Genomic DNA, 23,075 nt, shown 5'->3' with positions numbered 1-23,075 from the left:
CGTGCGTAGTAGAGGTGATCCGGATGACTGGTGACTCCAGGAATTGGCAACGTAACTTCGATTGGGCCGCAGGCTTTTTGGCCGTGGCGCTACTGCTGCACGGCGCTGATCACATGAGGCGGGGGATGAGCGTCATCCCGCCTGCGGTGATGGTGGGCGGCACCCTGCAGCTGATCCTCGCGGCGGTGACTATCGCGCTGGTGTTCAAGCGGAACAGGTGGGCGCCGCTCGCGGCCGTCGGGATCGGCTACGCCGGCGCGGTGGGATTCACTGCGGCACATCTACTTCCGAAATGGGGATTCTTCAGCGACAGCTTCATCAATGCGCCGCCGTGGGCGCGGGTGACGGCGTTCTCGTGGGTGACCGCGATTCTGGAGATCGCCGCCAACCTGGTGTTCGGCACGATCGGCCTGGTGCTGTTGCGGCAACGGCGCGTGACCCCAACTGCAATCTGAGGGTTGCACTACATGCGGTAAGTATGCAACTGTGGAGTTGCACTTACCGCCGCTCGAAGGGGAATCATGGACACGCTGGACATCACCCGATCCATCGACATCAACGCGCCGATCCGGCGGGTCTGGGACGCCCTGACGAAGCCCGAGCTCATCGCGCAATGGTTCGGTGATGCGGCCGAACTCGAGGCGATCCCGGGTGGCACGGGGTTCTTCGGCTGGAATGCCCATGGCAAGTTCCGGGTCGTGGTCGAAAGCGCCGAGGCGCCGCACACGCTGGTCTATCGGTGGGCGCACCGCGAAACCGATGCCGACCCGACCCCGCAGAATTCGACCGTCGTGCGCTTCGACCTCACCGAGATCGACGGCGGCACCCGGCTCGACCTGCGCGAGACGGGCTTCGAGAACCTGGCGGACCCGCAGACCGCGCATGCCGAGAACAGCGGCGGCTGGACCGCCGAACTCGACGACCTGGTGGTGTACCTGCAGGCGTCGGTGTGACCGACACTCGGATGCCGGCAGTGCTGGCGGTGCTCGCCGACGAGACCCGATGGCGCATCCTGACCGAGCTGGGAACCGATGACCTGTCGGCGAGCGCCCTGGCCGGCCGATTACCGGTGAGCCGGCAGGCCATCGCCAAGCATCTGTCGGTGCTGGCCGACGCGGGGCTGGTCGAGCCCGTCAAAGTCGGCCGGGAGATTCGCTACCGCGCGCTGGGGGCCAAGCTCAGCGCGTTGGGCAACGAGCTGGAAACCCTTGGCAGACAATGGGATCGGCGCCTCGCTGCGATCAAGACGATCGCCGAGGACGGACTGGCGCCCTAGCGTCAACCGGGCGCATACTGGGGTTTGGCGGTGATATTCATGCTCAGCCCGACAACCGATCGCTTCCGCGACGACGATCCCAGCGTGCATCAGGCCGCGCGATTCGGCCTGGTGATGGGCAGCCTCGGCGTGGGGTTCATGGTGCTGGCGGCCGTGTGGGTCCGGCACTGCAGTGGTTACGACACGGCGGCGTGCAGCATGCCGTACCGCACCGTGCTGGCGCTGGCCGGCCCGCTGTTCCTGTTCGGCAGCGGGGTGTGGGCCTTCGTCCGGACCTATCGGGCCTGGCGGGGCGACCAGGTGTGGTGGGCCTGGCAGGGCGCCGGCTGGTTCCTGCTCTTGCTCATGTCCATCGTGCTGACGATGAGCCTGCCGGTGCTGCTCTTCTAATCCAACATCGCGGCGGCGAAACGGCGCACCGATTCGACCCCCGTCGCCGCGGCCTCGTCGAACCCGGCCCGGGTCCGCACCGAAATCTCCCGCGTGGCGGGGTCCAGGGTGATCTCGGCCAGCAGCTCGCCGGTCGTCGGCTCGCACACTGCCCACGAGTACAACGTGTCGGATTCCCATTGCGCCGTGCGGGTTTCCACGTGATCGGGGGAGTACTCACCCAGATCGGCCAAGGACGGCCGGTCGTCCATCCGGTCATCGGCGCGCAGGGCACGCAGATACCAGTTGCCTGCGTTGATCTCGATGGCTTCCATGAGTAAAAAAATCCGCCGAGTGGCCAGCTGACTGGCCACTCGGCGGACAGAAAGAACTAGTCCTTCAGCTCGGCGATGACGGTGCCCTGCGTGATGGCGGCGCCGGCCTCGACCGACAGGCCGGTCACGGTGCCGTCCTTGTGCGCGGTCACCGGGTTCTCCATCTTCATGGCCTCGAGCACCACGATCAGGTCGCCCGCGGAGACCTGCTGGCCCTCCTCGACGGCGACCTTGACGACGGTGCCCTGCATCGGTGCGGTCACCGAGTCACCCGAGGCGGCCTTGCCGCCGGCAGCGCCACGCTTACGCGGTTTCGGCTTCTTCTTGATCGCGCCGGTGGCAGCACCACCGCCGCCACCGCCGATGGCCAGATCGCCGGGCAGCGACACCTCGACGCGACGGCCACCGACCTCGACGACGACCTTCTGCCGTGGGGTGGCCTCTTCGTCGTCCAGCGGCTCGCCACCGGTGAACGGCTCGACCGTGTTGTTCCACTCGGTCTCGATCCAGCGGGTGTGCACGTCGAACTTGTCGCCGTCACCGATGAAAGCGGCGTCGGAGACCACGGCGCGGTGGAACGGGATGACCGTGGCCAGACCCTCGACGTTGAACTCGGCCAGCGCACGACGCGAGCGGGCCAGGGCCTCGTCGCGGGTGGCGCCGGTGACGATCAGCTTGGCCAGCATCGAGTCGAACTGGCCGCCGATGACCGAGCCGCTCTCGACACCCGAGTCCATGCGGACGCCGGGGCCGGTCGGGGCCTCGAACTTCGAGACGGGGCCGGGGGCGGGCAGGAAGCCGCGACCGGCGTCCTCACCGTTGATCCGGAACTCGAACGAGTGGCCACGCGGGGTCGGGTCCTCGGTGATGTCCAGGGCCTCGCCGTTGGCGATCTTGAACTGCTGCAGCACCAGGTCGATGCCCGAGGTTTCCTCGGTGACGGGGTGTTCCACCTGCAGACGGGTGTTGACCTCGAGGAAGCTGATCAGGCCGTCCTGGCCGACCAGGTACTCGACGGTGCCCGCGCCGTAGTAGCCGGCTTCCTTGCAGATGCGCTTGGCGGACTCGTGGATTTCCTTGCGCTGCGCGTCGGTCAGGAACGGCGCGGGGGCCTCCTCGACGAGCTTCTGGAAGCGGCGCTGCAGCGAGCAGTCGCGGGTACCGGCGACGACGACATTGCCGTGCGTGTCGGCGATGACCTGAGCCTCGACGTGGCGCGGCTTGTCCAGGTAGCGCTCGACGAAGCACTCGCCCCGACCGAAGGCGGCGACGGCCTCCCGGGTGGCCGAGTCGAACAGCTCGGGGATCTCTTCGATGGTGCGGGCGACCTTCATGCCGCGGCCACCACCGCCGAAGGCGGCCTTGATGGCGATCGGCAGGCCGAACTCCTTGGCGAACGCCAGGATTTCGTCGGCGTCCTTGACCGGGTCCGGGGTACCCGGCACCAGCGGCGCGTTGGCCTTGGCCGCGATGTGGCGCGCGGTGACCTTGTCACCCAGGTCGCGGATGGACTGCGGGCTGGGTCCGATCCAGATCAGGCCGGCGTCGAGGACGGCCTGGGCGAAGTCGGCGTTCTCGGAAAGGAAGCCGTAGCCCGGGTGGATGGCGTTGGCGCCCGACTTGGCAGCGGCGTCCAGGATCTTGTCGAAGACAAGGTAGGACTCGGCGGAAGTCTGGCCGCCCAGCGCGAAGGCCTCGTCGGCGAGCCGCACGTGCGGTGCATCGGCGTCCGGCTCGGCGTAAACGGCGACGCTGGCCAGTCCGGCGTCCTTGGCAGCCCGGATGACCCGGACGGCAATCTCTCCACGGTTGGCGACTAGCACCTTGGAGATCTTGGAACTGGCGTGGTTGGCCACAGTGCCTCCTGACGGCGGTTCTCTAAGAAATGTCTTTAAGAATGTATCGGGTGCAGTGTAAGGCCAATACAGGTGGATCCCCGATTCGGGTAGCGGGTCGTCAGGAGATTTTCTTAGAAATCACCGAATCAGCCGGTTTCACCGGCACTTTCTGCCGCGTCCGACCGCTTGCGTAATACTGATGCGGCACCGGTCCCGCCAGGGAGCCGCGAGTAAGGGGACACCGTTGTTCGTCGAGCCGCAGGCATCAGACCCGGAATTGATCGCACGCAAGCGGGCGGTCAACCCGAACGTCCGCATCCCACCGAAGATGCAATGGGTCACCGACGACGACGGCAACATCCTCAAGCACGAACTGCCCGGGGAGACGCTGTGGCACCGGATTCGGGACACCTACGCCGCACTGTTCTACAGCTCGGTCGTCACCCACATCCCGTTCCACTTCATCCGGCTGGGCTACCTCCGGCTGTTCGGCGCGAAGATCGGCAAGGGCTCCGCGATCAACCGCGGCACCAGCGTCTGGTCCATTCCCTACCTGGTGATCGGTGACCGCGTCTCGATCGGCTTCCGGTGCGTTCTCGACGCGCGCGCGGGCATCGCGATCGGCAACGACGTCGTCATCGCCAGCGATACGCACATCATCGCCGGCGGACACGACATCAATCACCCGAACTTCGTGCCGGCGCCGAACCCGCCCGACCCCATCGTGATCGACGACCACGTGTGGATCGCGACCCGCGCGATCGTCCTGCCGTCGCTGCTCGGCCGGGGCGCCGTGGTGGCCGCGCACACCGTCGTGAACAAGGAGGTGCCGCCGTTCGGCATCGTCGGCGGCGTGCCCGGCAAGATCATCGGTCAGCGGAACCCGGACGCGCTGCACTACAGCGGCAAGTTCAAGCTGCCGTTCTTCTGAGCCGCGGCCCGGTTGCCTACGCCGCTTCCCGCAGGCGGTGTCTGATTTGCCGCGTTCCTCAACGCGGCTCGTACCTCGCCGCTTGATCGTCACGCAGGCGGCGCTTGATGCGCGTCAGCATCGCCGACATGCCACGCAGTCGCAGCGGGCTGATCAGCTTGGCCAAACCCAGGTCCGCGTAGAAGTCGTCGGGCACCGCCAGGATTTCGGACGCCGGCAGCCCGTCCAGACCGGCCGCGAGGATGGCCGCGAAGCCACGCGTCGTCGGTGCTTCGGCCGGCGCACTGAAGTACAGCCGCACGTGCTCGGGATCCTCGGCGTCGACGTGCAGGAACAACGGCGACTGGCACTCCGGCACCGGCTCCATCGCGGCTTCTTCGAGCGTCGCCGGCAGCGGCGGGAGTTCGCCCGCGAACTCCAGCAGCAGCGCCAGCTTGTCCTGTCCCTGGACGTCGGCGAAATCCGACACCACCTCGGCCAGGGCTGCAGGCATGGGGCCGGGGACGGTCATGCGGAGCCCGGTGCCGACCCCGGTTCCTCACCAACGGCCACGGGGACCCGCACCGCGTTGCCCCACTCGGTCCAGGAACCGTCGTAGTTGCGGACGGCGGGCAGGCCGATCAGGTGCGTCAGCACGAACCAGGTGTGGCTCGAGCGCTCGCCGATGCGGCAGTAGGCGACGGCCTTGTCGTCGGGGGAGATGAAGCCGTACAGCTCGTCGAGCTCGGCGCGGCTGCGGAAGCGGCCGCTGTCGTCGACGGCCTTTGCCCACGGGATCGACCGCGCGGTGGGGATGTGACCGCCGCGCAGCGCACCCTCCTCCGGATAGTCGGGCATGTGGGTGCGCTCGCCGGTGTACTCCTGCGGCGAGCGGACGTCGATCAGCGGCTCTTTGCCGAGGATCTCGAGGACGTCGTTCTTGAAGGCACGGATCGGAGCGTCGTTGCGCTCGACCACGGGGTACCCCGTGGTCTGCTTGCTCGGGACGTCCAGGTTGGTGTCCCGGCCGTTGGTGATCCACAGATCGCGGCCACCGTCGAGCAGGCGCACATCCGGGTGCCCGAAGAGGGTGAACACCCACAGCGCGTAGGCCGCCCACCAGTTGCTCTTGTCGCCGTAGATGACCACGGTGTCGTCCCGGCTGATGCCCTTGCGATCCATCAGCGCGGCGAACTGCGCACCGTCGATGTAATCGCGGACATGCGGGTCATTGAGGTCGGTATGCCAGTCGATCTTCACCGCGCCGGGGATGTGGCCGGTGTCGTACAGCAGGACGTCTTCGTCCGATTCGACGATGGCCAAACCGGGGCGTCCGATGTTGCCTGACAGCCAGTCGGCGGTGACCAGGCGATCGGGATGCGCATAGGTGGCGAAAGCGGGATGTGGATCTGCGGGCAGCGGCACACAGTGAGCGTACCTAGGCCCAAAATGCGCCGCAGACCCGTAAGGTCGAAACTTGTTTGCGAGACAGCCGCTGCGGTATGAAATCAGCCGTCTCCCACAGGGCTGACCGGAGGGATTGAGGATTTGCCAGAGAAATACGACGTCGGAATCATCGGCCTCGGATATGTGGGCCTGACGCTGGCCACCGTGCTGGCCGAAGCCGGGAACTCCGTAATCGGAATCGAGACCCGCCAGGAATTGGTCGATATGACCAATCAGGGTTTGCCGCATTTCACCGAGACCGGCCTGCCCGACGCGCTCGAGGGCGTGACCCGATTCGGGAAACTGAAGGCCGTCACCGCGTTTGACGACAGCTTCTCGTGCGACACGTACATCATCACCGTCGGTACCCCGTTGTCGCCGGACGGGGTGGCGCGCGTCGACATGATCGAGGCCGCGGCCCGTGACATCGCCGGGAACATGCAGGATGGCGCGCTGGTCATCCTGCGTTCGACGGTCAAGGTCGGCACCACCCGCGACGTGGTGGCGCCGATGCTGGCCGCCAGCGGCAAGAGCTTCGACATCGCGATGTGCCCCGAGCGCACCCTGGAAGGCAAGGCGCTGCAGGAATTGCGCGAGCTGCCGCAGATTGTCGGCGCCGACGACCCCGCGGTCGCCGACCGGGCCGCCGCGGTATTCCGCAAGCTCACCAGTTCGATCGTGCTGGTCTCCGATATCGAGACCGCCGAGATCATCAAATTGGTCAGCAACACGTTCCGCGATGTTCAGTTCGCGTTTGCCAACGAAGTCGCCCGGATTTGCGACGCATTCGGCGTCAGCGCCTACGAGGTGATCTCCGCGGGCAAACTCGGATACAACCGCACCAATATCCCGCTGCCGGGTCTGGTGGGTGGGCCGTGCCTGGAGAAGGACCCGCACATCCTCATGGAGAGTGTGCGCGAGCGCGGCGTCACGCTGGACATCACGGCGGCCGGCCGTCTGGTCAACGAGCGCCAGCCCGCCGAGACGGTGCGCTTCATCAGCAGCGAGATCGCGCGCCGGAAGCTGGGCGCCGAAGGGTCGCTGCGAATCAACCTGCTCGGCATGGCGTTCAAGGGCCAGCCCGAGACCAGCGACCTGCGCGGCTCGATGTCCATCAAGGTGTTCAACGAACTGAAGGCCGCGCATCCGGACGCCGAGATCGGCGTCTACGACCCGGTGACGCCGAATGACGTGCTGGCCGAAGCGTTCCCGGGTCACAAGGTCTACAACCGGTTCGGTGACGCGGTGAGTGGCGCGGACGTCGTCGTCCTCGGCAACAACCACCCGTCGCTCGGCACCATCTCGCCGCGCACCATCAGCGAGTTCATCAGCCCCGACGGTTTCGTCTTCGACTACTGGAACCACTACAGCCACCTGCCGGCCACCGAACTCGGCGACAACTACTTCGCGGTGGGCCGCAGCGGAAAGGTCGTCGAGCGTGTCTAAGCGGGTCGTGGTTACCGGCGGTGGCGGATTCATCGGTGCCTACCTGGTCAAGCGGCTGGTCCGGGACGGCTGGCAGGTCGCGGTGGTGGACTCCATGGTCCGCGGTGATGCCAGTCGATTCGCCGAAGTCGCTTCGGACGTCGAGCTTTTCACGTGTGACGTCCGTGATCAGGACGCCCTCGAGAAGGCATTCGCCGGCGCCGAGGTGGTCATGCACCTGGCCGCCATCAACGGCACCGAGAACTTCTACAAGCAACCGGAGCTGGTGCTCGACGTCGGCCTGCGCGGCGCGCTCGCCGTGACCAACGCCGGCCGCGCGGCGGGGGTACCCGACCTCATCGTCGCCTCGACCGCCGAGGTCTACCAGACGCCCGCGATCATCCCGACGCCCGAGACCATCCCGTTGATGCTGCCGGACAGCCTCAACCCCCGGTACTCGTACGGCGGCGGCAAGATCGTCAGCGAGTTGATCGCCTTCAACTACGGGCAGGACCACTACCGGCAGGTGCAGGTTTTCCGGCCGCACAACGTGTTCGGGCCCAACATGGGGTGGAAGCACGTCGAGCCGCAGTTCATCCTGCGGGCGCTGGGCTGCGAGGAGGCCGGTGACCCGACCTTCCCGATCCAGGGTGACGGCAGCGAGACGCGCTCGTTCTGCTACGTCGACGACATCGTCCAGGGCATCTTGACGATGTACGAGAAGGGCGGGCACCGCGAGGTCTACCACATCGGCAGCGACGAGGAACTCAGCGTCCGGGAGCTGGCGACGCGGATCGGCCGGGCTGTCGGCGTCGAACTCGAGATCAAGCCCGGCGAGCTGCAGGCCGGCGGCACCCCGCGCCGGTGCCCGGACATCTCGAAGATGCGGGCGCTGGGCTGGTCGCCGCAGGTGGCCCTGGACGATGGCCTGGCGCGCACCGTCGCGTGGTACCGCGAGCACCGAAATGACGTGCCCGCAAATGACCTGATGTAGCCCAGGCAGAATGGCGGTATGAGGGCGCGCATCTTGGCACTGGTCGTCATCGCCGGGCTGGTGGTGACCGGGTTGACGGCGCTGATCTTCACCCTCACCCGTCCGGAACAGGAAGCCGTGCAGGCCAAACCGTCGGCACAGCTGCCGATGGTGGACAAGGCGTCGCTCGAGCGGGCGATCCACGACGCGTTCACGAGCCAGCCGCCGCAGGCGGTGATCTGCGAGCGCGGGCTCATCGCCCGGGTCGGGCAGAGCACGCGCTGCGACGTGACGATGTCGCCCGCCTACGGCATCCAGCCGACCGTCACGGTGTCCGGGGTCAACGACGGCAAGGTCAGCTATTCGATGACCCCGGCGGTCTCCAAGACGCAGTTGGAGGCGGCCGTGGCGGACATGGTGACCCGGGCGCGCAAGGCCGCGCCGGACTCCGTGACATGCCTGTCGGGGCTGGAGGGCAAGCAGGGTGCGGTCGCGTTCTGCGACATCGTCGACGACGGGTTCACGAGCCGGCGTACCGCGCTGGTGAGCGAAGTATCCGGGCTCGCAATGAATTACGGGCTCACACCCGTGCTGGAGAAGTCCGTTGCGGAGAGTTCCCTTGCGGCGCAACTGGGCCAGGGTGCGGGGGCGGTCAAGTGCGCCGGAGATGTGGACAGCAAGGTCGGCGCGACCCAGCGATGCACCGCCGTCGTCGGCGGGCAGAGCCGTGACTACACCCTGACGGTCACCGATGTCGCCGACGGCAAGGTGTCGTTCAGCTACAAGCCCGTCAACTGACCGGACCCATCCGCCGGGCGGTTGGCTCCGAATCCCACGAGAGGCCGATTCGAGTCGGAGGTTTCATGGGAATCGAGTACAGCAGTGTCGTCGACGCGCCGCGCGACGAGGTGTTCGCCTGGCATGCGCGGCCGGGGGCCATCCACCGGTTGCTGCCGCCGTGGCAGCCGATGAGTGTGGTCGCGGAAGCGGCGTCGCTGGCTGACGGCCGCGCCGTACTCGCCCTGCCCGGTGGCTTGCGCTGGAGCGCGCAACACAATTCCGCCGACTACGCGCCGCCCGCACGGTTCGTCGACGAATTGGTTCGCGACGGCTTGCGTTCGCTGCCAACGGGTTTGGTCGGGCACTGGCGGCATGAACACCTCTTCGACGCCGTCGACGACCGCCGCACACGGGTCACCGATCGCGTCGATGCGCCGGTGCCGGGGCCGCTGCTGCGGCAGACGTTCCGCTACCGGCACCGCCAGTTGCGCGACGATCTGACCGCGCACCAATGGGCACGCGGGCTGGGCGAGCGGCCCGGCTCGGTGGCGGTGACCGGGGCGTCGGGATCGATCGGCAGCGCGCTGACGGCGTTCTTGTCGACGGGCGGTTACCGGGTGGTCCGGCTGGTGCGCCGCGAACCCCGTGACGACACCGAACGCCGCTGGGATCCCGAGTCGCCCGCCGCCGGCCTGCTCGACGGCATCGATGCCGTGGTGCACCTCGCCGGTGCATCGATCGCCGGACGGTTCACCGACTCGCACAAGAAAGCGGTGCGCGACAGCCGGATCGAGCCGACGCGCCGGCTGGCCGAGTGTGCCGTACGGGCGGCGGACGGGCCCGCCGTCTTCGTCAGCGCGTCGGCGATCGGCCGGTACGGACATGACCGGGCCGACGAGGAACTCGACGAGTCGGCGCAGCGGGGCGACGGGTTCCTGGCCGATGTCGTCGCCGAGTGGGAAGCGGCGACGGCACCGGCGGCCGCCGCCGGATTGCGGGTGGTGACTGTCCGGACCGGGATCGTGCAGACGCCGCGCGGCGGCACGCTGCAGCTCATGCGGCCCCTGTTCGCGGCCGGGCTCGGTGGCCCGCTGGGGGACGGGCGGCAGTGGCTGTCCTGGATCGACATCGAGGACCTCATCGATGTGTATCACCGCGCGCTGGTCGATGCGGGATTGTCCGGCCCGGTGAATGCGGTTGCGCCACAACCGGTCCGAAACATCGACTACACCCGATCGCTGGCCGCGGTGCTGCACCGTCCGGCGGTGCTGCCCGTCCCGGCCGTGGGGCCGGCGCTACTGCTCGGCGGTCAAGGCGCCCGTGAGCTGGCCATGGCGAGTCAGCGGGTGGTCCCCGCCCGGCTCATCGAGGCCGGGCACCGGTTCCGGCGCCCCGACCTGGAACAGTGCCTGCGCCACCAATTGGGTCATCTCGAGGAGACCTCGTGAGGGCGGCCCGGTGATCGACGCGCAGCGACAGGTGGTGGTGGCCGCGCCCGCGGACGCCGTATTCGCCTACCTGGCCGACTTCACCACCACGCAGCAGTGGGACCCCGGCACCGTGCGCACCGTACGGATCGGCGGCGACGGCGGCGTGGGTACCCGTTACGCGAACACGTCCCGCTTCGCCGGCCGTACCTCGGAGATCACCTACGAAGTGACCAGCCTGACGCCGGGGCAGTCGATCGAGCTGCGCGGGGTCAATCCGCACCTGATCGCGCGGGACACCATCACGGTGAGCCCGCACGCGGACGGCACTCAGGTCACCTACCGGATCAGGTTTGCGTTCCAGGGCTGGCTGCGGTGGCTCGAGCCCCTGCTCCGGCTCGCGGTGACGCATCTGCTCGACGACGGGGCGCGCGGCCTTCGCCGCGAACTCGCCCGAATCTGACTGCGCGACAAGCCCTCACAAACCGACGGCGGCCGTGCAGTACTGCCACACCTGTTCCAGCTCCGTGTCGGTGTAGTGGGTGGTGGGCAGGTAGTGCGCGGGCCGGATCCGTCGGTCGTGCCAGAACTGTCCGGAGACCGGGGTCGGTTTGGTTGCGGTCAACCAGACCGCGGTGTCGGCGGCCTGCTCGGACGTCCGCAGGATCGGGCGCGTCACGCGGCGGAATCCGGGCAGTGACTGCGCGACCCCCGGGGTATCGGCCCAGCCGGGATGCATGGCGGCCACCATCATGCCGGACCAACGCCGCGCCAGCAGCGGAGTCAACGCCACCTGGATGCGTTTGCTGCGAGCGTAGGCCGTGGCACCGCGGTACTGCCCACGCCGGTATTCGATGTCGTCGACCGGAAGCGGCTGGGAGTACATGCCACCCGAGGACATCAGCACCACCCGTGGGTCGGGCGCGGCGGTGAGAGCGGGCAGCAGCAGCTCGGTCAGCAGCAGCGGGCCCAGAACGTGGGTGGCGAGCGAAAGTTCATGTCCTTCCGCGCTTTCGGTGCGGTGCTCCGGCATGACTCCAGCGTTGTGGATGACGGCGTCCAGTCGTGGGCGCCGTGTCAGCAGGTCCGCGGCGAACGAGCGGACCGCGGCCAGGTTCGACACGTCGCACACCTCGACGGCCACGTCGGCGCCGGGCGCGGCGGCGAGCACGTCGTGCCGCGCCGCCTCGCCGCGGTCCCGGTCGCGCACCGTCAGCAGGACCGTCGCACCGAGTTCGGCGAGCTGCCCGGCGATGGCCTTGCCGATGCCCGAATTCGCGCCGGTGACCATCACGGTGCCGCCGGCAGGTGCGTCGGCGGAGAAGTCGGGTGCCGGCCAGAACCGTTGCCGTACAGCCAAACCCACCCGCGAATACCCGAGCACGACGGTGCGGTCGAGCAGCTGGTCGAAGAACGCCCCGGCGGTCGTCATCAGGTGAGAGAGACGACGACCACCGGGGTGCTCGTCGGTTGGCTCGACCCGGTCCCGGGCTCGACGGTCACAGCCACCTTGGCGGCCGAGTTCAGCGCCGGTATCACCTCGCCGCCGGGAGGCGGCATGGTGTCGGCGCTCATCGTCCCGGCGGACCGCGGCGCCCCGGACGCCGGGATGAACCACATCTGATAGACGTGGCCTGTCGGTGGCGCAGGCACATCGGACATGGCCACGACGACGGCGTTCGCCTGTTGTGAGGCGCTGAGCGTGATGGTGCCGCCGGCGACCGCAGCGGAGTACGTGCGGATGTCGGGGTTGGCCAGAACCTGCGAAACCGTCTGTTGCGCCGGGTGATTCGTGAATCGCTCGGCGACCACAGTCGTGCCGATGACGATCGCGCAGACCGCCGCGGCGGCTGCCACCACGCGGACGATCAATCGCCGTCGCCGAATGCGCCTGAGTGCCAGTTCATCTGAACTGTCGCCTGCCGACTGGATACCGATGGCCTGCAGGATGCGCACGCGGAGTTCGGCGGGCGGCGCCATGGCGTCGCTCGCGGTCACGATGGCCATCGTTTCCTGGGTGTCGCCGACGATGCGGGCGAATTCCTGCGCGGTGTGCGGCGCGGCAACGCCGAGGCGGCCGGCGATGTCCGAACGTTCGGCTTCGGACACCGCGTCGAGCGCGTATACGTATGCCAGATCGAGTAATTGCTGTTCGTCGTCGGTGTAGCTGTCAGGCATCGGTGCCCACCCCCAAGCAGTTCTTCAGGCGGATCAGGCCGTCCCGGATACGCGCCTTGATGGTGGGGAGCGTGACGTCGAGGCGCTCGGCGACCTCCCGGTAGGTGTGGCCGCTGTAGTACGCCAGGCCGATGGCTTCGCGCTGGATGGCGGTCAATCCGTCGAGGCACTCGGTGACTTCCTGCTCATCGAGTCGTTGGCCCACCTGGTCGACGACGGTGTCGTGTTCGCGGCCGAGGTTCGAGGCGCCGTAGGCGTGGTTGCGGTCCGCGGCCGACTGCTCGGAGCGCACCCGGTCGACGCTTCGCCGGTGGGTCAGCGTCAGCAGCCAGCCGATGGGGCTGGCCAGCGCCGGGTCGTATTGCCGTGCTGCCGCCGACCACACCTGCAGGAACACCTCCTGCACCACGTCCTCGGCCAGTGTCTTGTTGCGCACGACGCGATAGGCCAAGCCGTACACCCGGGCCGAGGTCAGGTCGTAGAACTCGGTGAAAGCCCCAGCGTCGCCGTCCGCGATCGCCGCCAGGAGTGTTGCGCGGTCCGCCTCGCCCTCCATTCGGGAATCGTCGCACGAGCGCGCGCGAACCGTGTCCGTCTGGCGTAACCCGTCGGATCCGGATGCCGTGCTCACGCTCGTGCCTTCGGGCGGAGCACCAGTTGATGCAGGTCCAGGTAGCCCGACGCGAAGCCGGCTTCGGAGTAGGCGAGATAGAAGCGCCACATCCGCCGGAAAACTCGGTCGAATCCCAGTGCGTCGGCACCGGCGCTGTTGGCGGTGAATCGCTGCAGCCACAGTCTGAGGGTGTGGGCATAATGCGGCCCGAATGAGTGGCGGTCGGTGATCCGGAGTTCCGTGTGCGCTGCGATGGAGCGTTCGATGAGTTTGACCGACGGCAGGAACCCGCCCGGGAAGATGTACTTGTGCACCCAGGTGTAGGTGTCGCGGGACGCGAGCATGCGCTTGTGCGGCATGGTGATCAGCTGCACGCCGATGCGCCCGCCGGCCTCGAGCAGGCTGTCGAGCGTGCGCAGATAGGCAGGTAGGTAGCGATACCCGACGGCCTCGATCATCTCGATGGAGATGATCGCGTCGTACGTACCGGTGACGTCCCGGTAATCGCACAGCTCGACGGTGATGCGGTCCGACAGCCCTGCGGCGGTGATGCGCTCGCGGGCCAGCAGCTGCTGCTCGCGCGACAGTGTCACGGTGTGTACGAGCGCTCCGCGCTGTGCCGCCCGGATCGCCAGTTCGCCCCAGCCGGTGCCGATTTCCAGCAGGCGTGTGCCGAAGCCGACGCCCGTGGCATCCAGCAGCCGGTCGATCTTGCGGTGCTGTGCGGCCGCCAGGTCGGGCCAGGCCGGTGGTGGGTCGAGGGTGTCGAACAGCGCGCACGAGTAGGTCAGCGTCGGATCGAGGAACATGCTGAAGAACTCGTTCGACAGGTCGTAGTGATGCGCGATGTTCGCTTGGGTGTCCGCCCGCGCCCCGCGCTGGTTGCGCGGTGTCCGCGGCAGCACGACCGAGCGCAGTCCCTGCAACATGGCCGGCACGGCGGTGTCGATGCGGGACGCCAGGGCGGTCAGTACGGCGGTGAGCTCGGGCGCCGACCAGTCGCCGACCATGTATGCCTCGCCGAAGCCGATCAGACCGCTGCCCGCGATCCGGCCGAAGAAATCATCGGGACGGTGCAACAACATTCGCGGTGCGGTCGGGTCAGCCGCACCGGCCGCGCCCAGCACGGTGCCGTCCGGATACTCGACCCGCAGCGGCAGATCCCGTACCGCGGCCCGGAACAACGCACGGGCGACCGGGGTGCCGAGTCTGGTGCGCAGACCGCCTGGCACCTCGGCGATTTCGGCCCACCTGGCCGGTAGGAACGGATCGTATGCGGCACCGTCGTGTAGTTGGTTCGTCATGAGGCGGCCTCCTGGGGGCGGGGGTGCAGTGGCAGTCCGCGCGCCCAGAGGCGCACACCCTGCCAGCGGATGCGTGCTGCGACCAGCAGCGGCGCCAACGGCGCTGCCAGTGCGGTGGCCAAAACGGTTGTGGGGTGCGCAGGATGAATCGACCCGGTCCAGGTGGCGGTCAGGACGAGCCCGCCGGACGGATCGAGCAGGGTGATCGCCACGGAGAGCACGTCCCGGGTCGGCTCGGGAACGCGCAGCACGTATCGGCCGCTGACCGGGTTGAACGGCGAGACGTAGAACGCCTTCGGCACCGTCACCTCGCCGCGATGATCGGCGCGCAGCAGGTAGCGGTGCCGCTCTCCATAGGTGTTGTGTACCTCGGCGATGGCACAGACCAGTGCGCCGCCGGCGTCGTGGCACCAGTAGAGCGTGAGTGGATTGAACACGAAGCCGAACACTCTGGCGTTGGCCAACATTCGGATGTGGCCGCCGCCGAGGTCGATTCCGTGTTCGCCGAGATAGGAGTCGACGTTCTCGCGCAGCGTCTGGTGCGGATCGCCGACGTGGTCAGCGGCGTGGAACCCGGCCAGCGGACGCAGCAGGCGGGGGTACGTGGGTAGCGTGTCGAGGTCGACCAGCCAGCTGTAGCTGCGGTAGGTGAATGCATGGCGCACCGGTACGGCGCGAGCATGGTGGATGCGGGTTCGCACGATCTGTGGTGGGCTCATGCCACATTCCCCGCCGGATGGCGCAGCGGTGGCACCGGACCACTCCACCTGCCGCCGAGTCGTTGCGCCGCAACGACGCCGGACACCGCACCGTCCTCGTGAAAACCCCAGCCGTGGTAGGCGCCGGCGAACGCCAGCCGGTGATCGCCGAGTGTGTGCAGGCGCTGTTGCGCCGCGCGGAACTCGGGGGAGTACTGCGGATGGTCATAGAGCATGGTGGCGATGACCTGGTCGGGGTCGACCCGACCGGCGCCGCCCAGCGTCACCACGAAGCGGCGGTCGGTGATTCCGTCGAGTCGCTGTAGGCGGGTCAGGTCGTAGCTGACCAGGACCTGGTCTGCGGTCACGTCGCAGGCCGGCATCCGGTAGTTCCACGACGCGCGGGCGCCGGGACGCCGTGGCAGCAGCGACGTATCGGTATGCAGCGCAGTCTGATTGATCGAGTACCGCAACGCGCCGAGAGTCCCGATCTCGTTCGCCGTCGGCTGGTCCAGGATCGACAGGGCCTGATTCGGATGCGTCGCGAGCACCGCCGCGTCGAACTGTTCGACCCGATCCGCATCGTCACGGACCGTCACCCCGTCCGGGTTGCGGCTGACGGTACGCACGGGCACCCCGAGGCGCACCGACGGCAACCGCGCGGTGATCGCCTCGACGTATCGCGCGGAGCCGCCCGTCACCGTCCGCCAGGTCGGCGAACCGAACACCGTCAGCATCCCGTGGTGGTCGAGGAAGGCCAGCAGATAACCGACGGGATAGTCGAGAGCGACGTCCGGCGGGCACGACCAGACCGCAGCGACCAGTGGCACCATGAAGTGCGTGACGAAGTAGCTGGAAAAGCCTGCCGCGCCGAGGAATTCGCCGAGGGTTCGACCGTCCTCCACGCCGCGCGCGAGTTCCGCCCGGGCGAGCCGGTGGAAGCGCGTGACCTCGGTGAGCAGGCGCAGATAACGCGGGGAGAACAACGAACCCGGAGCGGCGAAGAGACCTGACAGCCCTTTCGCCCCGGCGTACTCCAGGCCGCACCCTTCGCAGCAGACCGACATCGACATGTCGGATTCTTGTGTCCGGACGCCGAGTTCGGCGAACAGTCGGAGCAGGGTCGGGTAGGTCCGGTCGTTGTGCACGATGAAGCCGGAGTCGACGCCGACGGTGTCGCTACTGCCGTGGCGAGCGGCCAACTCGTGGGTGTGGGCGTGGCCACCGCATCGCGGTTGTGCCTCGAACAGGGTGACTTCCGCGTCGCGCGCGAGCACCCACGCCGCGGTGAGTCCCGATATGCCACTGCCGACCACTGCAATCCGCCGCACCGTGCCGTCCTTCCTGGTTGGTCACCAGGAATTCGGTGCGGATTGCGGTGCGGATAGGTGGCTTCGGGAGAAATCTATCCGGGACTGTTCGCCGCCCACAGGTCGGCGACGGACACCTCGAGCCGAGCCAGCATCCGGCGCAGCAGCGGCAGGCTGAGCCCGATGACGTTGGACGGGTCGCCGTCGATGCCGTCGATGAACCAGCTGCCCAGGCCGTCGAGCGTGAAAGCACCTGCGACCCAGAGGGGTTCGCCGGTGTCGACGTAGGCATCCAGGTCCGTCGGGCTGGGGTCGCCGAACTGCACCGTGGTGGAACCCAGTTCGCTGACCCGATTCCTGACGGCACCGTCGGTCAGACGCAGGACGCAGTGGCCGGTGTGCAGGATCGCACTGCGGCCGGCCATCGAATGCCATTGCTGGCGTGCCACTTCGGGGGAGCCCGGTTTGCCGGTCAACCGGCCGTCGAACTCGAGCATCGAATCACAGCCGATCACAACGCAATCCGACGACAGGTCGGCGTCGAGCAATTCGGTGACCCGCTGTGCCTTGGCCGTCGCCAGGGCCTGCACGACGTCACCGGGGCCGGCGTCGGCGAGAGACGCGATGATCGCGTCCTCGTCGACATCGGACACCAGCACGACCGGTTCGACGCCGGCCTTGCGCAACACACCGAGCCGGCCGGCGGAGGCCGAGCCGAGAACGAGCCTCATCGGTGCCGGATGCTCTTCGCGCAAGCGCTCATCGACGGATGAACGTACGCTCCACCAGGGTCACCAGCTGCCAGCTGGTGTACGCGTACCGCAGCTTGGACACCGGGTGACCCCAGTCGTTGCGGTCACCGCTGTCGGCGGCACCGCCGCCGGAGGCGCTCGCCAGCACCGTCACCAGAGCAGCGAGGTCCTCGTCGGACGGGTTGCCCTTGACCACCTGGAACAGCGGCGCGACGGGCGCCTCTGCGGGTGCTTCGGTTTCGGGAGTCTGCACGTCATTACTCACAGTGGGATGTTCCCGTGCTTCTTCGGCGGCGTCTGGACGACCTTGCGCTCCAGCAGGCGCAGCGAGTTGGCGATGTAGCCGCGGGTGTGCGACGGCGGGATGACCGCGTCGACGTAACCACGCTCGGCGGCGACGTACGGGTTCACCAGGGTGTCCTCGTACTGCTGCTGCAGCTGCAGGCGGAGGGCGTCGACGTCCTCGCCGCTCGCCGCGGCGGCCTTGAGCTCGGAGCGGTAGACGAAGCCCACCGCACCCGAGGCACCCATGACGGCGATCTGGGCCGTCGGCCACGCCAGGTTGACGTCGCAACCCATGTCCTTGGAGCCCATGACGCAGTACGCGCCGCCGTAGGCCTTACGGGTGATGACGGTGATCTTGGCGACGGTGGCCTCACCGTAGGCGTACAGCAGCTTGGCGCCGCGGCGGATGATGCCGTTGTACTCCTGCTCGGTGCCCGGCAGGAAGCCCGGGACGTCCACCAGCATGATGATCGGGATGTTGAAGGCGTCGCAGGTGCGGATGAACCGCGCGGCCTTCTCCGAGGCGTTGATGTCGAGGCAGCCGGCGAACTGGGTCGGCTGGTTGGCCACGATGCCGACGGGGCGGCCGTCGATGCGGCCGAAGCCGATGACGATGTTCTGCGCATAGCCCTGCTGGATCTCGAGGAACTCGTCGTCGTCGAGGATGCGCGAGATGACCTCGTGCATGTCGTACGGCTGGTTCGGCGAATCCGGGATCAGCGTGTCGAGTTCGAGGTCCTCGTCGGTGAGGTTGTCCTCGATGGCGCCGGGGTGCGGCGGCGCGGGGAAGCGCGGCGGCTCGGCGTAGTTGTTCGGGGGCAGGTAGCTCAGCAGGTCACGGACGTAGTCCAGGGCGTCCTGCTCGCCGGAGGCGACGTAGTGCACGGTGCCGGACTTGGCCTCGTGGGTGTGGGCGCCACCCAGCTCCTCCATGGTGACCTCTTCACCGGTGACGGTCTTGATGACGTCCGGGCCGGTGATGAACATCTGGCTGGTCTGGTCGACCATGACGATGAAGTCGGTGAGCGCGGGGGAGTAGACGTGGCCACCGGCCGCGGCACCCATGATGAGCGAAATCTGGGGGATGACACCCGAGGCCAGGATGTTGTTCCGGAAGATGCGGCTGTACAGGCCGAGCGAGACCACACCCTCCTGGATGCGGGCGCCGGCGCCGTCGTTGATGCCGATCAGCGGGCGGCCGGTCTTGATGGCCAGCTCCTGGACCTTGACGATCTTCTCGCCGTAGACCTCACCGAGGCTGCCGCCGAAGACGGTGGCGTCCTGGCTGAAGATGCAGACCTCGCGGCCGTCGATGGTGCCGTAGCCGGTCACCACACCGTCGCCGAGCGGGTGCTTGTCACCCAGGCCGAAGTTGGTGCTGCGATGCTTGGCGAGGGCGTCGAGCTCGACGAACGAACCCTCGTCCAGCAGCGCCAGGATGCGCTCGCGAGCGGTGAGCTTGCCCTTCTGGTGGACCTTCTCCACCGCGGCCTCGCCGACGGGGTGCAGGGTCTCTTCGGTACGCCTACGCAGGTCTTCCAGCTTGCCTGCGGTGGTGTGGATGTCGATCGCCTTGTCCACCGTTGGCTCGGTCACGCTCGTCATGGCGACGATGTTAACGGTTCTCTAAGAAAGTTGTGAAGTTGGGGTGCTCGCTCGGCGGGTCACGCCGGTTTGCGCAGGACGACCGCCGCGAAACTCGTGAGTGCCGGGACCGGGTGCTTGAGCAGGAAACGGCTCTTCGCGCGCTCGAGCGCGTCGAGCGGCGGAAGCACCCGGTAGTAGCCGTGGCCGTAGGCGCCGGACCAGGATTCGACCTCGAAACCGACGCTTTCGTAGCGCTTGATGGCCTTCTGCGTGGGACCGGTGGTCCAGCGGTAGTAGGCCGGGAACTTCTCGTGGTGCGGGTTCTGCAACCGCCCGGGCTGCAGCTTGCTGATGACGGTCCGCGCCGCCTGCTCGGGGATGAGCAGGTTCACCACGAACGGGAACGCGAACAGGGTCGGGAAGAAATGCACCGAAAGTCCGCCTGGGCGAAGAAGTTTGAAGCAGTTCTCGTGGAACGTGCGGGCGTCGGGCAGGTGCTCGCAGAGCATCTTGGAGAACACCAGGTCGTAGGCGTTCAACTCGTTGTCGATCGGTTTGCAGAGATCGGCGACACGCGTGTGGACCCGGCTGTTGGCCTTGGCCAGTTCGGTGGCCGAGATGTCGATGACGACGCGTTCATCGGCGAAGCTCCAGTCGTCGCTGCCGATGATCGGGTTGGCGCCGCCACCGAGTTCGGCGACGGCCTTGACGCCCTCGCGCTCGGCCAGATTCCGCACGGAATCGTCGTAGCCCTGCCAGAGGGTGTCCAGGTCCTTGTACTCGACGTCCACGTGTGTACCGCTCATCTGCGCACCGTTCATAGATTTTTCCGCCCCCGCGGCTTGCGCGTCCTGGGTCAGCAGTTTGCTGGTAGGTAAATATACACTCCGCGCGGTGGTCCCGCCCGTAACTCGCGTTGAACACCGTTCAGCGGCTGGTATTTGCTGAGCGGGCCGTGAGCCCGGTTGCGCCCGGCGCGGCGGCGGTGGCCGTGAATTGCCTGGTGGGGCTGGCGGTGAGCATGTGCCACCGCCCGCAACCCGCGCCGTCGAAGGCGGACTCCCGGTACCGACTTGCGCTTAGCTGAGCCGGCGCGTGAGCACCGCTGCCAGTGGGTCCTGCGCAGGCGCGATGCATTTAGCTTGTCATTTGCGTAAGTTTGCGGTTCGATATGCGTGCCCGCTGTTTTCGGGCAGCTGACTTCACGACCGCGAAACGATCAGCAGATCGGCGCAAGGGGATATTCAACAGTGCATTCGACGCGCAAGTACGACGGAGTGGACGGGCCGAAGGTGGCCCTCGCCCACGACTATCTGACCCAGTTCGGCGGCGCGGAAAAAGTTGTGCTGTCCATGACCAAAGCGTTCCCGGACGCCCCGCTCTACACGATGTTGTATGACCCGGAGCTGACCTATCCGGAGTTTGCCGACCTCGACATCCGGGTGTCCGCGCTGAACAAGGTGGGCCTGGCCCGCAAGTACCATCGCGCCGCGCTCCCGATCTATCCACGCGTCGCCGAGTCGATGTACATCGACGCCGACATCGTCCTGGCGAGCTGCAGCGGCTGGTCGCACGGTTTCCGCACCAACGGCAAGAAGCTCGTCTACTGCTACAACCCGGCGCGCTGGCTGTACCAGACCGAGGCCTACCTCGGCGACCACGCCAACCCGCTCAAGACCCTGGGTCTCAAGCTCACCAAGAAGCGCCTGCTGGACTGGGACCGCCGGCAGGCCCTCGCCGCCGACAAGTACCTCGCGATCTCGACGATGATCAGCGGCTACGTCAAGAAGGCCTACGACATCGACGCCGAGGTGATGTTCGCGCCCGTGGCGATGTCGCGGTCGTACGCGGTCGAGCCCGTCGAGGAGCTCGAGGACAAGGTGGATCTGAGCGATCCGGACGGCAGCTTCTACCTGGTGGTGTGCCGACTGCTGCCCTACAAGAACGTAGACGTCATCGTGCGGGCGTTCGCGGGCAGCGACCGGCAGCTGGTGGTCGTCGGCAACGGGCCGGAAGCCGAGCGCCTGCGGTCGATGAAGACCGACAATGTGACCATGCTCCACAACCTCACCGACGGTCAGATGGCCTGGCTCTACAAGAACTGCCGGGCGCTGATGTCGTCGAGCTTCGAGGACTACGGCCTGACTCCGATCGAGGCGGGCGTATGGGGCCGGCCGAGTGTCGCACTGCGCTTCGGTGGCTTCCTCGACACCATCGACGAAGGTGTCACGGGGCTGTACTTCGATGAGCCGCAACCAGATTCGGTGCGCGAGGCACTCAACCGATTCGAGTCGGCGACGTGGGACCAGGAGAAGATCAAGCACCACGTCTCCCAGTTCACCGAGGACGCATTCAGCGCGCGGCTGCATGAAGCGGTCGACAAGCTGGCCGGGTACTGATGGCACCAGACGCGACCCCGGTCGCCACGCTGAAGGACTACCGCCTGGTGTATGTCGGGCCGGCGGACCATGAGACCGCGGTCGGCGACTATGCCGAGAACCTGACGCGCGCGCTGCGGCCGCACGTCGGTGAGCTGGTCGAGCACCGCACGCTGGGTCCGGGCTCGGACAGCGCGATGGAAGTACTGGGGCACCGTCGTGCGGTGGCCGACCTGGTCGCCGGCGGTAAGCCCGGCCGAGTGCTGGTGCACGCGGAGTTGGCGGCCGGGGCGATATCGGCCTTCTGGTCCATCGCGGGGCTGCGCGGGGTGCCGGTGACGGCGACGGTGCACGATCCGCCGCAGGGCATCTGGTGGCCCGGTCGGACCCGGTTCGTCGCGCGGCACAAGCTGGTGATGCACGGCCTGCACTACCCGTTGCGTCCCGTGTCCCGGATGCTCGAGGGCATGGTCAACGGCGACCGGACGCTGTTCGCGCTCAGCCAGATCGGCGCCCAGTCCATTCGCGACGTGTACCCGAACACCGATGTGGCGTACGCCCCCTACCTCGTCTGCGACCGGCCCAAGGTCCGTCCCGTGATCGAGCGGCCGAAGGCTGTGGGTTTCTTCGGGCATGTGTACCGGGGCAAGGGTTTTGAGCAGATCGCCCGAATCCGCCGCGAGTTGCCGGACGACATCGTGATCCGGGTGGCGGGCCGGGGGACCGAGGCATTGCCGACCGAGCCCGGCGTCGAGATCGTCGGTGCCGTCGACGGCGCCGCCGAGGACGCGTTCTTCGATTCGGTGCGCGCGGTCGTGATTCCCTATGGCAAGCGGCACTTCTATGCCGAGACCTACCCCGCGTCCTCTGTCGCCGCGCACGCCATGGCCTACCGCACCCCGGTGGTGTGTACCGATTACGGCTCCCTGGCCGAATTCGGTACCGAGACCGGCGCCGTCGTCGTCCCGATGGACTCCGACGACCCGAAGGCGCTGCCCGCCGGGTTCTCGGCAGCCATCGCATCGCTGCTCAACGACGAAATCCGGCTCAAGCAGCTCGAGGCGAACGCCGACCGGACGCGCCAGGAACGCTCTGCGGAGAACGTCGCCGCTGCCTACGCGGCAAAGTGGTCGGAGATGCTGACGCGCCAGGGCCGACTGCGCTGACGGGGCCGAAACGCTGTGGTTAACT

The 23,075-nt window shown here is 67.5% G+C and carries 26 protein-coding genes; 12 read left to right on the top strand and 14 right to left on the bottom strand.

Annotated features, from left to right (window positions below; genetic code table 11):
* The first annotated feature begins 23 nt into the window (after positions 1-23).
* The 4 genes from ACWW1C_RS21370 to ACWW1C_RS21355 all read left to right on the top strand — a co-directional run bounded on the left by ACWW1C_RS21370 (position 24) and on the right by ACWW1C_RS21355 (position 1,666).
* Complete coding sequence (locus ACWW1C_RS21370) at positions 24-455, top strand: hypothetical protein (RefSeq protein WP_455980134.1); 432 nt, start codon at positions 24-26, stop codon at positions 453-455.
* A gap of 66 nt (positions 456-521) precedes the next feature.
* A complete protein-coding gene (locus tag ACWW1C_RS21365; RefSeq protein WP_455980133.1) occupies positions 522-953 on the top strand; it encodes an SRPBCC domain-containing protein in 432 nt (143 codons plus the stop codon).
* Positions 954-964: 11 nt separating this feature from the next.
* Positions 965-1,276 (top strand): ArsR/SmtB family transcription factor, encoded by a 312-nt coding sequence (locus ACWW1C_RS21360; RefSeq protein ID WP_455984381.1) that lies wholly within the window; start codon positions 965-967, stop codon positions 1,274-1,276.
* Positions 1,277-1,315: 39 nt separating this feature from the next.
* Positions 1,316-1,666, top strand: a complete 351-nt coding sequence (locus tag ACWW1C_RS21355; RefSeq protein ID WP_455980132.1) for a hypothetical protein — start codon at positions 1,316-1,318, stop codon at positions 1,664-1,666.
* On the opposite strand, the gene ACWW1C_RS21350 is transcribed toward ACWW1C_RS21355, so the two are convergent.
* Both ACWW1C_RS21350 and ACWW1C_RS21345 read right to left on the bottom strand, forming a co-directional pair.
* A complete protein-coding gene (locus ACWW1C_RS21350) occupies positions 1,663-1,980 on the bottom strand; it encodes a hypothetical protein (protein WP_455980131.1) in 318 nt (105 codons plus the stop codon). The two genes, ACWW1C_RS21355 and ACWW1C_RS21350, sit on opposite strands and share 4 nt — an antisense overlap.
* 56 nt (positions 1,981-2,036) lie before the next feature.
* Positions 2,037-3,836: an acetyl/propionyl/methylcrotonyl-CoA carboxylase subunit alpha gene (locus tag ACWW1C_RS21345; RefSeq protein ID WP_455980130.1), complete on the bottom strand. Its 1,800-nt coding sequence runs from the start codon at positions 3,834-3,836 to the stop codon at positions 2,037-2,039.
* A gap of 181 nt (positions 3,837-4,017) precedes the next feature.
* On the opposite strand from ACWW1C_RS21345, the gene ACWW1C_RS21340 reads away from it, so the two are divergent.
* Complete coding sequence (locus tag ACWW1C_RS21340; protein WP_455980129.1) at positions 4,018-4,749, top strand: acyltransferase; 732 nt, start codon at positions 4,018-4,020, stop codon at positions 4,747-4,749.
* A 58-nt stretch (positions 4,750-4,807) separates the two neighbouring features.
* On the opposite strand, the gene ACWW1C_RS21335 is transcribed toward ACWW1C_RS21340, so the two are convergent.
* Both ACWW1C_RS21335 and ACWW1C_RS21330 read right to left on the bottom strand, forming a co-directional pair.
* Positions 4,808-5,260 (bottom strand): SufE family protein, encoded by a 453-nt coding sequence (locus tag ACWW1C_RS21335; protein WP_455980128.1) that lies wholly within the window; start codon positions 5,258-5,260, stop codon positions 4,808-4,810.
* A complete protein-coding gene (locus tag ACWW1C_RS21330) occupies positions 5,257-6,153 on the bottom strand; it encodes a sulfurtransferase (RefSeq protein ID WP_455980127.1) in 897 nt (298 codons plus the stop codon). The genes ACWW1C_RS21335 and ACWW1C_RS21330 overlap by 4 nt, the downstream gene beginning before the upstream one ends.
* A gap of 123 nt (positions 6,154-6,276) precedes the next feature.
* On the opposite strand from ACWW1C_RS21330, the gene ACWW1C_RS21325 reads away from it, so the two are divergent.
* The 5 genes from ACWW1C_RS21325 (at position 6,277) to ACWW1C_RS21305 (ending at position 11,242) form a co-directional block, all read left to right on the top strand.
* On the top strand, positions 6,277-7,620 hold the full coding sequence (locus tag ACWW1C_RS21325; RefSeq protein WP_455980126.1) for a nucleotide sugar dehydrogenase: 1,344 nt from the start codon (positions 6,277-6,279) through the stop codon (positions 7,618-7,620).
* Entirely contained in the window at positions 7,613-8,593 is a 981-nt protein-coding gene (locus tag ACWW1C_RS21320; RefSeq protein WP_455980125.1) for an NAD-dependent epimerase/dehydratase family protein, read from the top strand. The genes ACWW1C_RS21325 and ACWW1C_RS21320 overlap by 8 nt, the downstream gene beginning before the upstream one ends.
* A gap of 18 nt (positions 8,594-8,611) precedes the next feature.
* Positions 8,612-9,370 (top strand): DUF4333 domain-containing protein, encoded by a 759-nt coding sequence (locus ACWW1C_RS21315; RefSeq protein WP_455980124.1) that lies wholly within the window; start codon positions 8,612-8,614, stop codon positions 9,368-9,370.
* 65 nt (positions 9,371-9,435) lie between these two features.
* Complete coding sequence (locus ACWW1C_RS21310; RefSeq protein ID WP_455980123.1) at positions 9,436-10,800, top strand: TIGR01777 family oxidoreductase; 1,365 nt, start codon at positions 9,436-9,438, stop codon at positions 10,798-10,800.
* A gap of 10 nt (positions 10,801-10,810) precedes the next feature.
* Complete coding sequence (locus ACWW1C_RS21305) at positions 10,811-11,242, top strand: SRPBCC family protein (RefSeq protein ID WP_455980122.1); 432 nt, start codon at positions 10,811-10,813, stop codon at positions 11,240-11,242.
* Positions 11,243-11,257: 15 nt separating this feature from the next.
* On the opposite strand, the gene ACWW1C_RS21300 is transcribed toward ACWW1C_RS21305, so the two are convergent.
* The 10 genes from ACWW1C_RS21300 to ACWW1C_RS21255 form a co-directional block, all read right to left on the bottom strand.
* Positions 11,258-12,211 (bottom strand): SDR family NAD(P)-dependent oxidoreductase, encoded by a 954-nt coding sequence (locus ACWW1C_RS21300; protein ID WP_455980121.1) that lies wholly within the window; start codon positions 12,209-12,211, stop codon positions 11,258-11,260.
* Positions 12,211-12,957: an anti-sigma factor gene (locus ACWW1C_RS21295; protein WP_455980120.1), complete on the bottom strand. Its 747-nt coding sequence runs from the start codon at positions 12,955-12,957 to the stop codon at positions 12,211-12,213. Before ACWW1C_RS21295 ends, ACWW1C_RS21300 begins: the two co-directional genes overlap by 1 nt.
* Entirely contained in the window at positions 12,950-13,588 is a 639-nt protein-coding gene (gene sigK, locus ACWW1C_RS21290; protein WP_455980119.1) for an ECF RNA polymerase sigma factor SigK, read from the bottom strand. Before sigK ends, ACWW1C_RS21295 begins: the two co-directional genes overlap by 8 nt.
* On the bottom strand, positions 13,585-14,874 hold the full coding sequence (locus tag ACWW1C_RS21285) for a class I SAM-dependent methyltransferase (protein WP_455980118.1): 1,290 nt from the start codon (positions 14,872-14,874) through the stop codon (positions 13,585-13,587). The genes sigK and ACWW1C_RS21285 overlap by 4 nt, the downstream gene beginning before the upstream one ends.
* Positions 14,871-15,593, bottom strand: a complete 723-nt coding sequence (locus ACWW1C_RS21280) for a DUF1365 domain-containing protein (RefSeq protein ID WP_455980117.1) — start codon at positions 15,591-15,593, stop codon at positions 14,871-14,873. The genes ACWW1C_RS21285 and ACWW1C_RS21280 overlap by 4 nt, the downstream gene beginning before the upstream one ends.
* Positions 15,590-16,903 (bottom strand): NAD(P)/FAD-dependent oxidoreductase, encoded by a 1,314-nt coding sequence (locus tag ACWW1C_RS21275; protein WP_455980116.1) that lies wholly within the window; start codon positions 16,901-16,903, stop codon positions 15,590-15,592. The genes ACWW1C_RS21280 and ACWW1C_RS21275 overlap by 4 nt, the downstream gene beginning before the upstream one ends.
* 74 nt (positions 16,904-16,977) lie before the next feature.
* Positions 16,978-17,613, bottom strand: a complete 636-nt coding sequence (locus ACWW1C_RS21270) for a Maf family protein (RefSeq protein ID WP_455980115.1) — start codon at positions 17,611-17,613, stop codon at positions 16,978-16,980.
* A gap of 28 nt (positions 17,614-17,641) precedes the next feature.
* On the bottom strand, positions 17,642-17,899 hold the full coding sequence (locus tag ACWW1C_RS21265; protein WP_455980113.1) for an acyl-CoA carboxylase subunit epsilon: 258 nt from the start codon (positions 17,897-17,899) through the stop codon (positions 17,642-17,644).
* The gene (locus ACWW1C_RS21260) at positions 17,896-19,524 is read right to left on the bottom strand and encodes an acyl-CoA carboxylase subunit beta (RefSeq protein WP_455980112.1); all 1,629 of its coding nucleotides are present in this window, start codon (positions 19,522-19,524) and stop codon (positions 17,896-17,898) included. The genes ACWW1C_RS21265 and ACWW1C_RS21260 overlap by 4 nt, the downstream gene beginning before the upstream one ends.
* Before the next feature lie 59 nt (positions 19,525-19,583).
* A complete protein-coding gene (locus ACWW1C_RS21255; RefSeq protein ID WP_455980111.1) occupies positions 19,584-20,312 on the bottom strand; it encodes a class I SAM-dependent methyltransferase in 729 nt (242 codons plus the stop codon).
* A gap of 444 nt (positions 20,313-20,756) precedes the next feature.
* Here ACWW1C_RS21255 and ACWW1C_RS21250 point away from each other — a divergent pair, with 444 nt between their 5' ends.
* Both ACWW1C_RS21250 and ACWW1C_RS21245 read left to right on the top strand, forming a co-directional pair.
* Positions 20,757-21,905 (top strand): glycosyltransferase, encoded by a 1,149-nt coding sequence (locus tag ACWW1C_RS21250; RefSeq protein ID WP_455980110.1) that lies wholly within the window; start codon positions 20,757-20,759, stop codon positions 21,903-21,905.
* Positions 21,905-23,050, top strand: coding sequence for a glycosyltransferase (locus ACWW1C_RS21245; protein ID WP_455980109.1), 1,146 nt, complete (start codon positions 21,905-21,907; stop codon positions 23,048-23,050). Before ACWW1C_RS21250 ends, ACWW1C_RS21245 begins: the two co-directional genes overlap by 1 nt.
* Positions 23,051-23,075 lie beyond the last annotated feature (25 nt).

The sequence above is a fragment of the Mycobacterium sp. HM-7 genome (assembly GCF_053852335.1).
Note: the sequence above shows the minus strand (reverse complement) of the source record. Positions and strands in the feature narration are given on the sequence as shown.

Coding starts and splice junctions, on each gene's coding strand:
- ACWW1C_RS21315 (WP_455980124.1), top strand. CDS start 8,612: ATGAGGGCGCGCATCTTGGCACTGGTCGTCATCGCCGGGCTGGTGGTG.
- ACWW1C_RS21255 (WP_455980111.1), bottom strand. CDS start 20,312: ATGAGCGGTACACACGTGGACGTCGAGTACAAGGACCTGGACACCCTC.
- ACWW1C_RS21350 (WP_455980131.1), bottom strand. CDS start 1,980: ATGGAAGCCATCGAGATCAACGCAGGCAACTGGTATCTGCGTGCCCTG.
- ACWW1C_RS21295 (WP_455980120.1), bottom strand. CDS start 12,957: ATGCCTGACAGCTACACCGACGACGAACAGCAATTACTCGATCTGGCA.
- ACWW1C_RS21270 (WP_455980115.1), bottom strand. CDS start 17,613: ATGAGGCTCGTTCTCGGCTCGGCCTCCGCCGGCCGGCTCGGTGTGTTG.
- ACWW1C_RS21245 (WP_455980109.1), top strand. CDS start 21,905: ATGGCACCAGACGCGACCCCGGTCGCCACGCTGAAGGACTACCGCCTG.
- ACWW1C_RS21340 (WP_455980129.1), top strand. CDS start 4,018: ATGCGGCACCGGTCCCGCCAGGGAGCCGCGAGTAAGGGGACACCGTTG.
- ACWW1C_RS21280 (WP_455980117.1), bottom strand. CDS start 15,593: ATGAGCCCACCACAGATCGTGCGAACCCGCATCCACCATGCTCGCGCC.
- ACWW1C_RS21360 (WP_455984381.1), top strand. CDS start 965: ATGCCGGCAGTGCTGGCGGTGCTCGCCGACGAGACCCGATGGCGCATC.
- ACWW1C_RS21335 (WP_455980128.1), bottom strand. CDS start 5,260: ATGACCGTCCCCGGCCCCATGCCTGCAGCCCTGGCCGAGGTGGTGTCG.
- ACWW1C_RS21285 (WP_455980118.1), bottom strand. CDS start 14,874: ATGACGAACCAACTACACGACGGTGCCGCATACGATCCGTTCCTACCG.
- ACWW1C_RS21300 (WP_455980121.1), bottom strand. CDS start 12,211: ATGACGACCGCCGGGGCGTTCTTCGACCAGCTGCTCGACCGCACCGTC.
- ACWW1C_RS21370 (WP_455980134.1), top strand. CDS start 24: ATGACTGGTGACTCCAGGAATTGGCAACGTAACTTCGATTGGGCCGCA.
- ACWW1C_RS21355 (WP_455980132.1), top strand. CDS start 1,316: ATGCTCAGCCCGACAACCGATCGCTTCCGCGACGACGATCCCAGCGTG.
- ACWW1C_RS21365 (WP_455980133.1), top strand. CDS start 522: ATGGACACGCTGGACATCACCCGATCCATCGACATCAACGCGCCGATC.
- ACWW1C_RS21310 (WP_455980123.1), top strand. CDS start 9,436: ATGGGAATCGAGTACAGCAGTGTCGTCGACGCGCCGCGCGACGAGGTG.
- ACWW1C_RS21260 (WP_455980112.1), bottom strand. CDS start 19,524: ATGACGAGCGTGACCGAGCCAACGGTGGACAAGGCGATCGACATCCAC.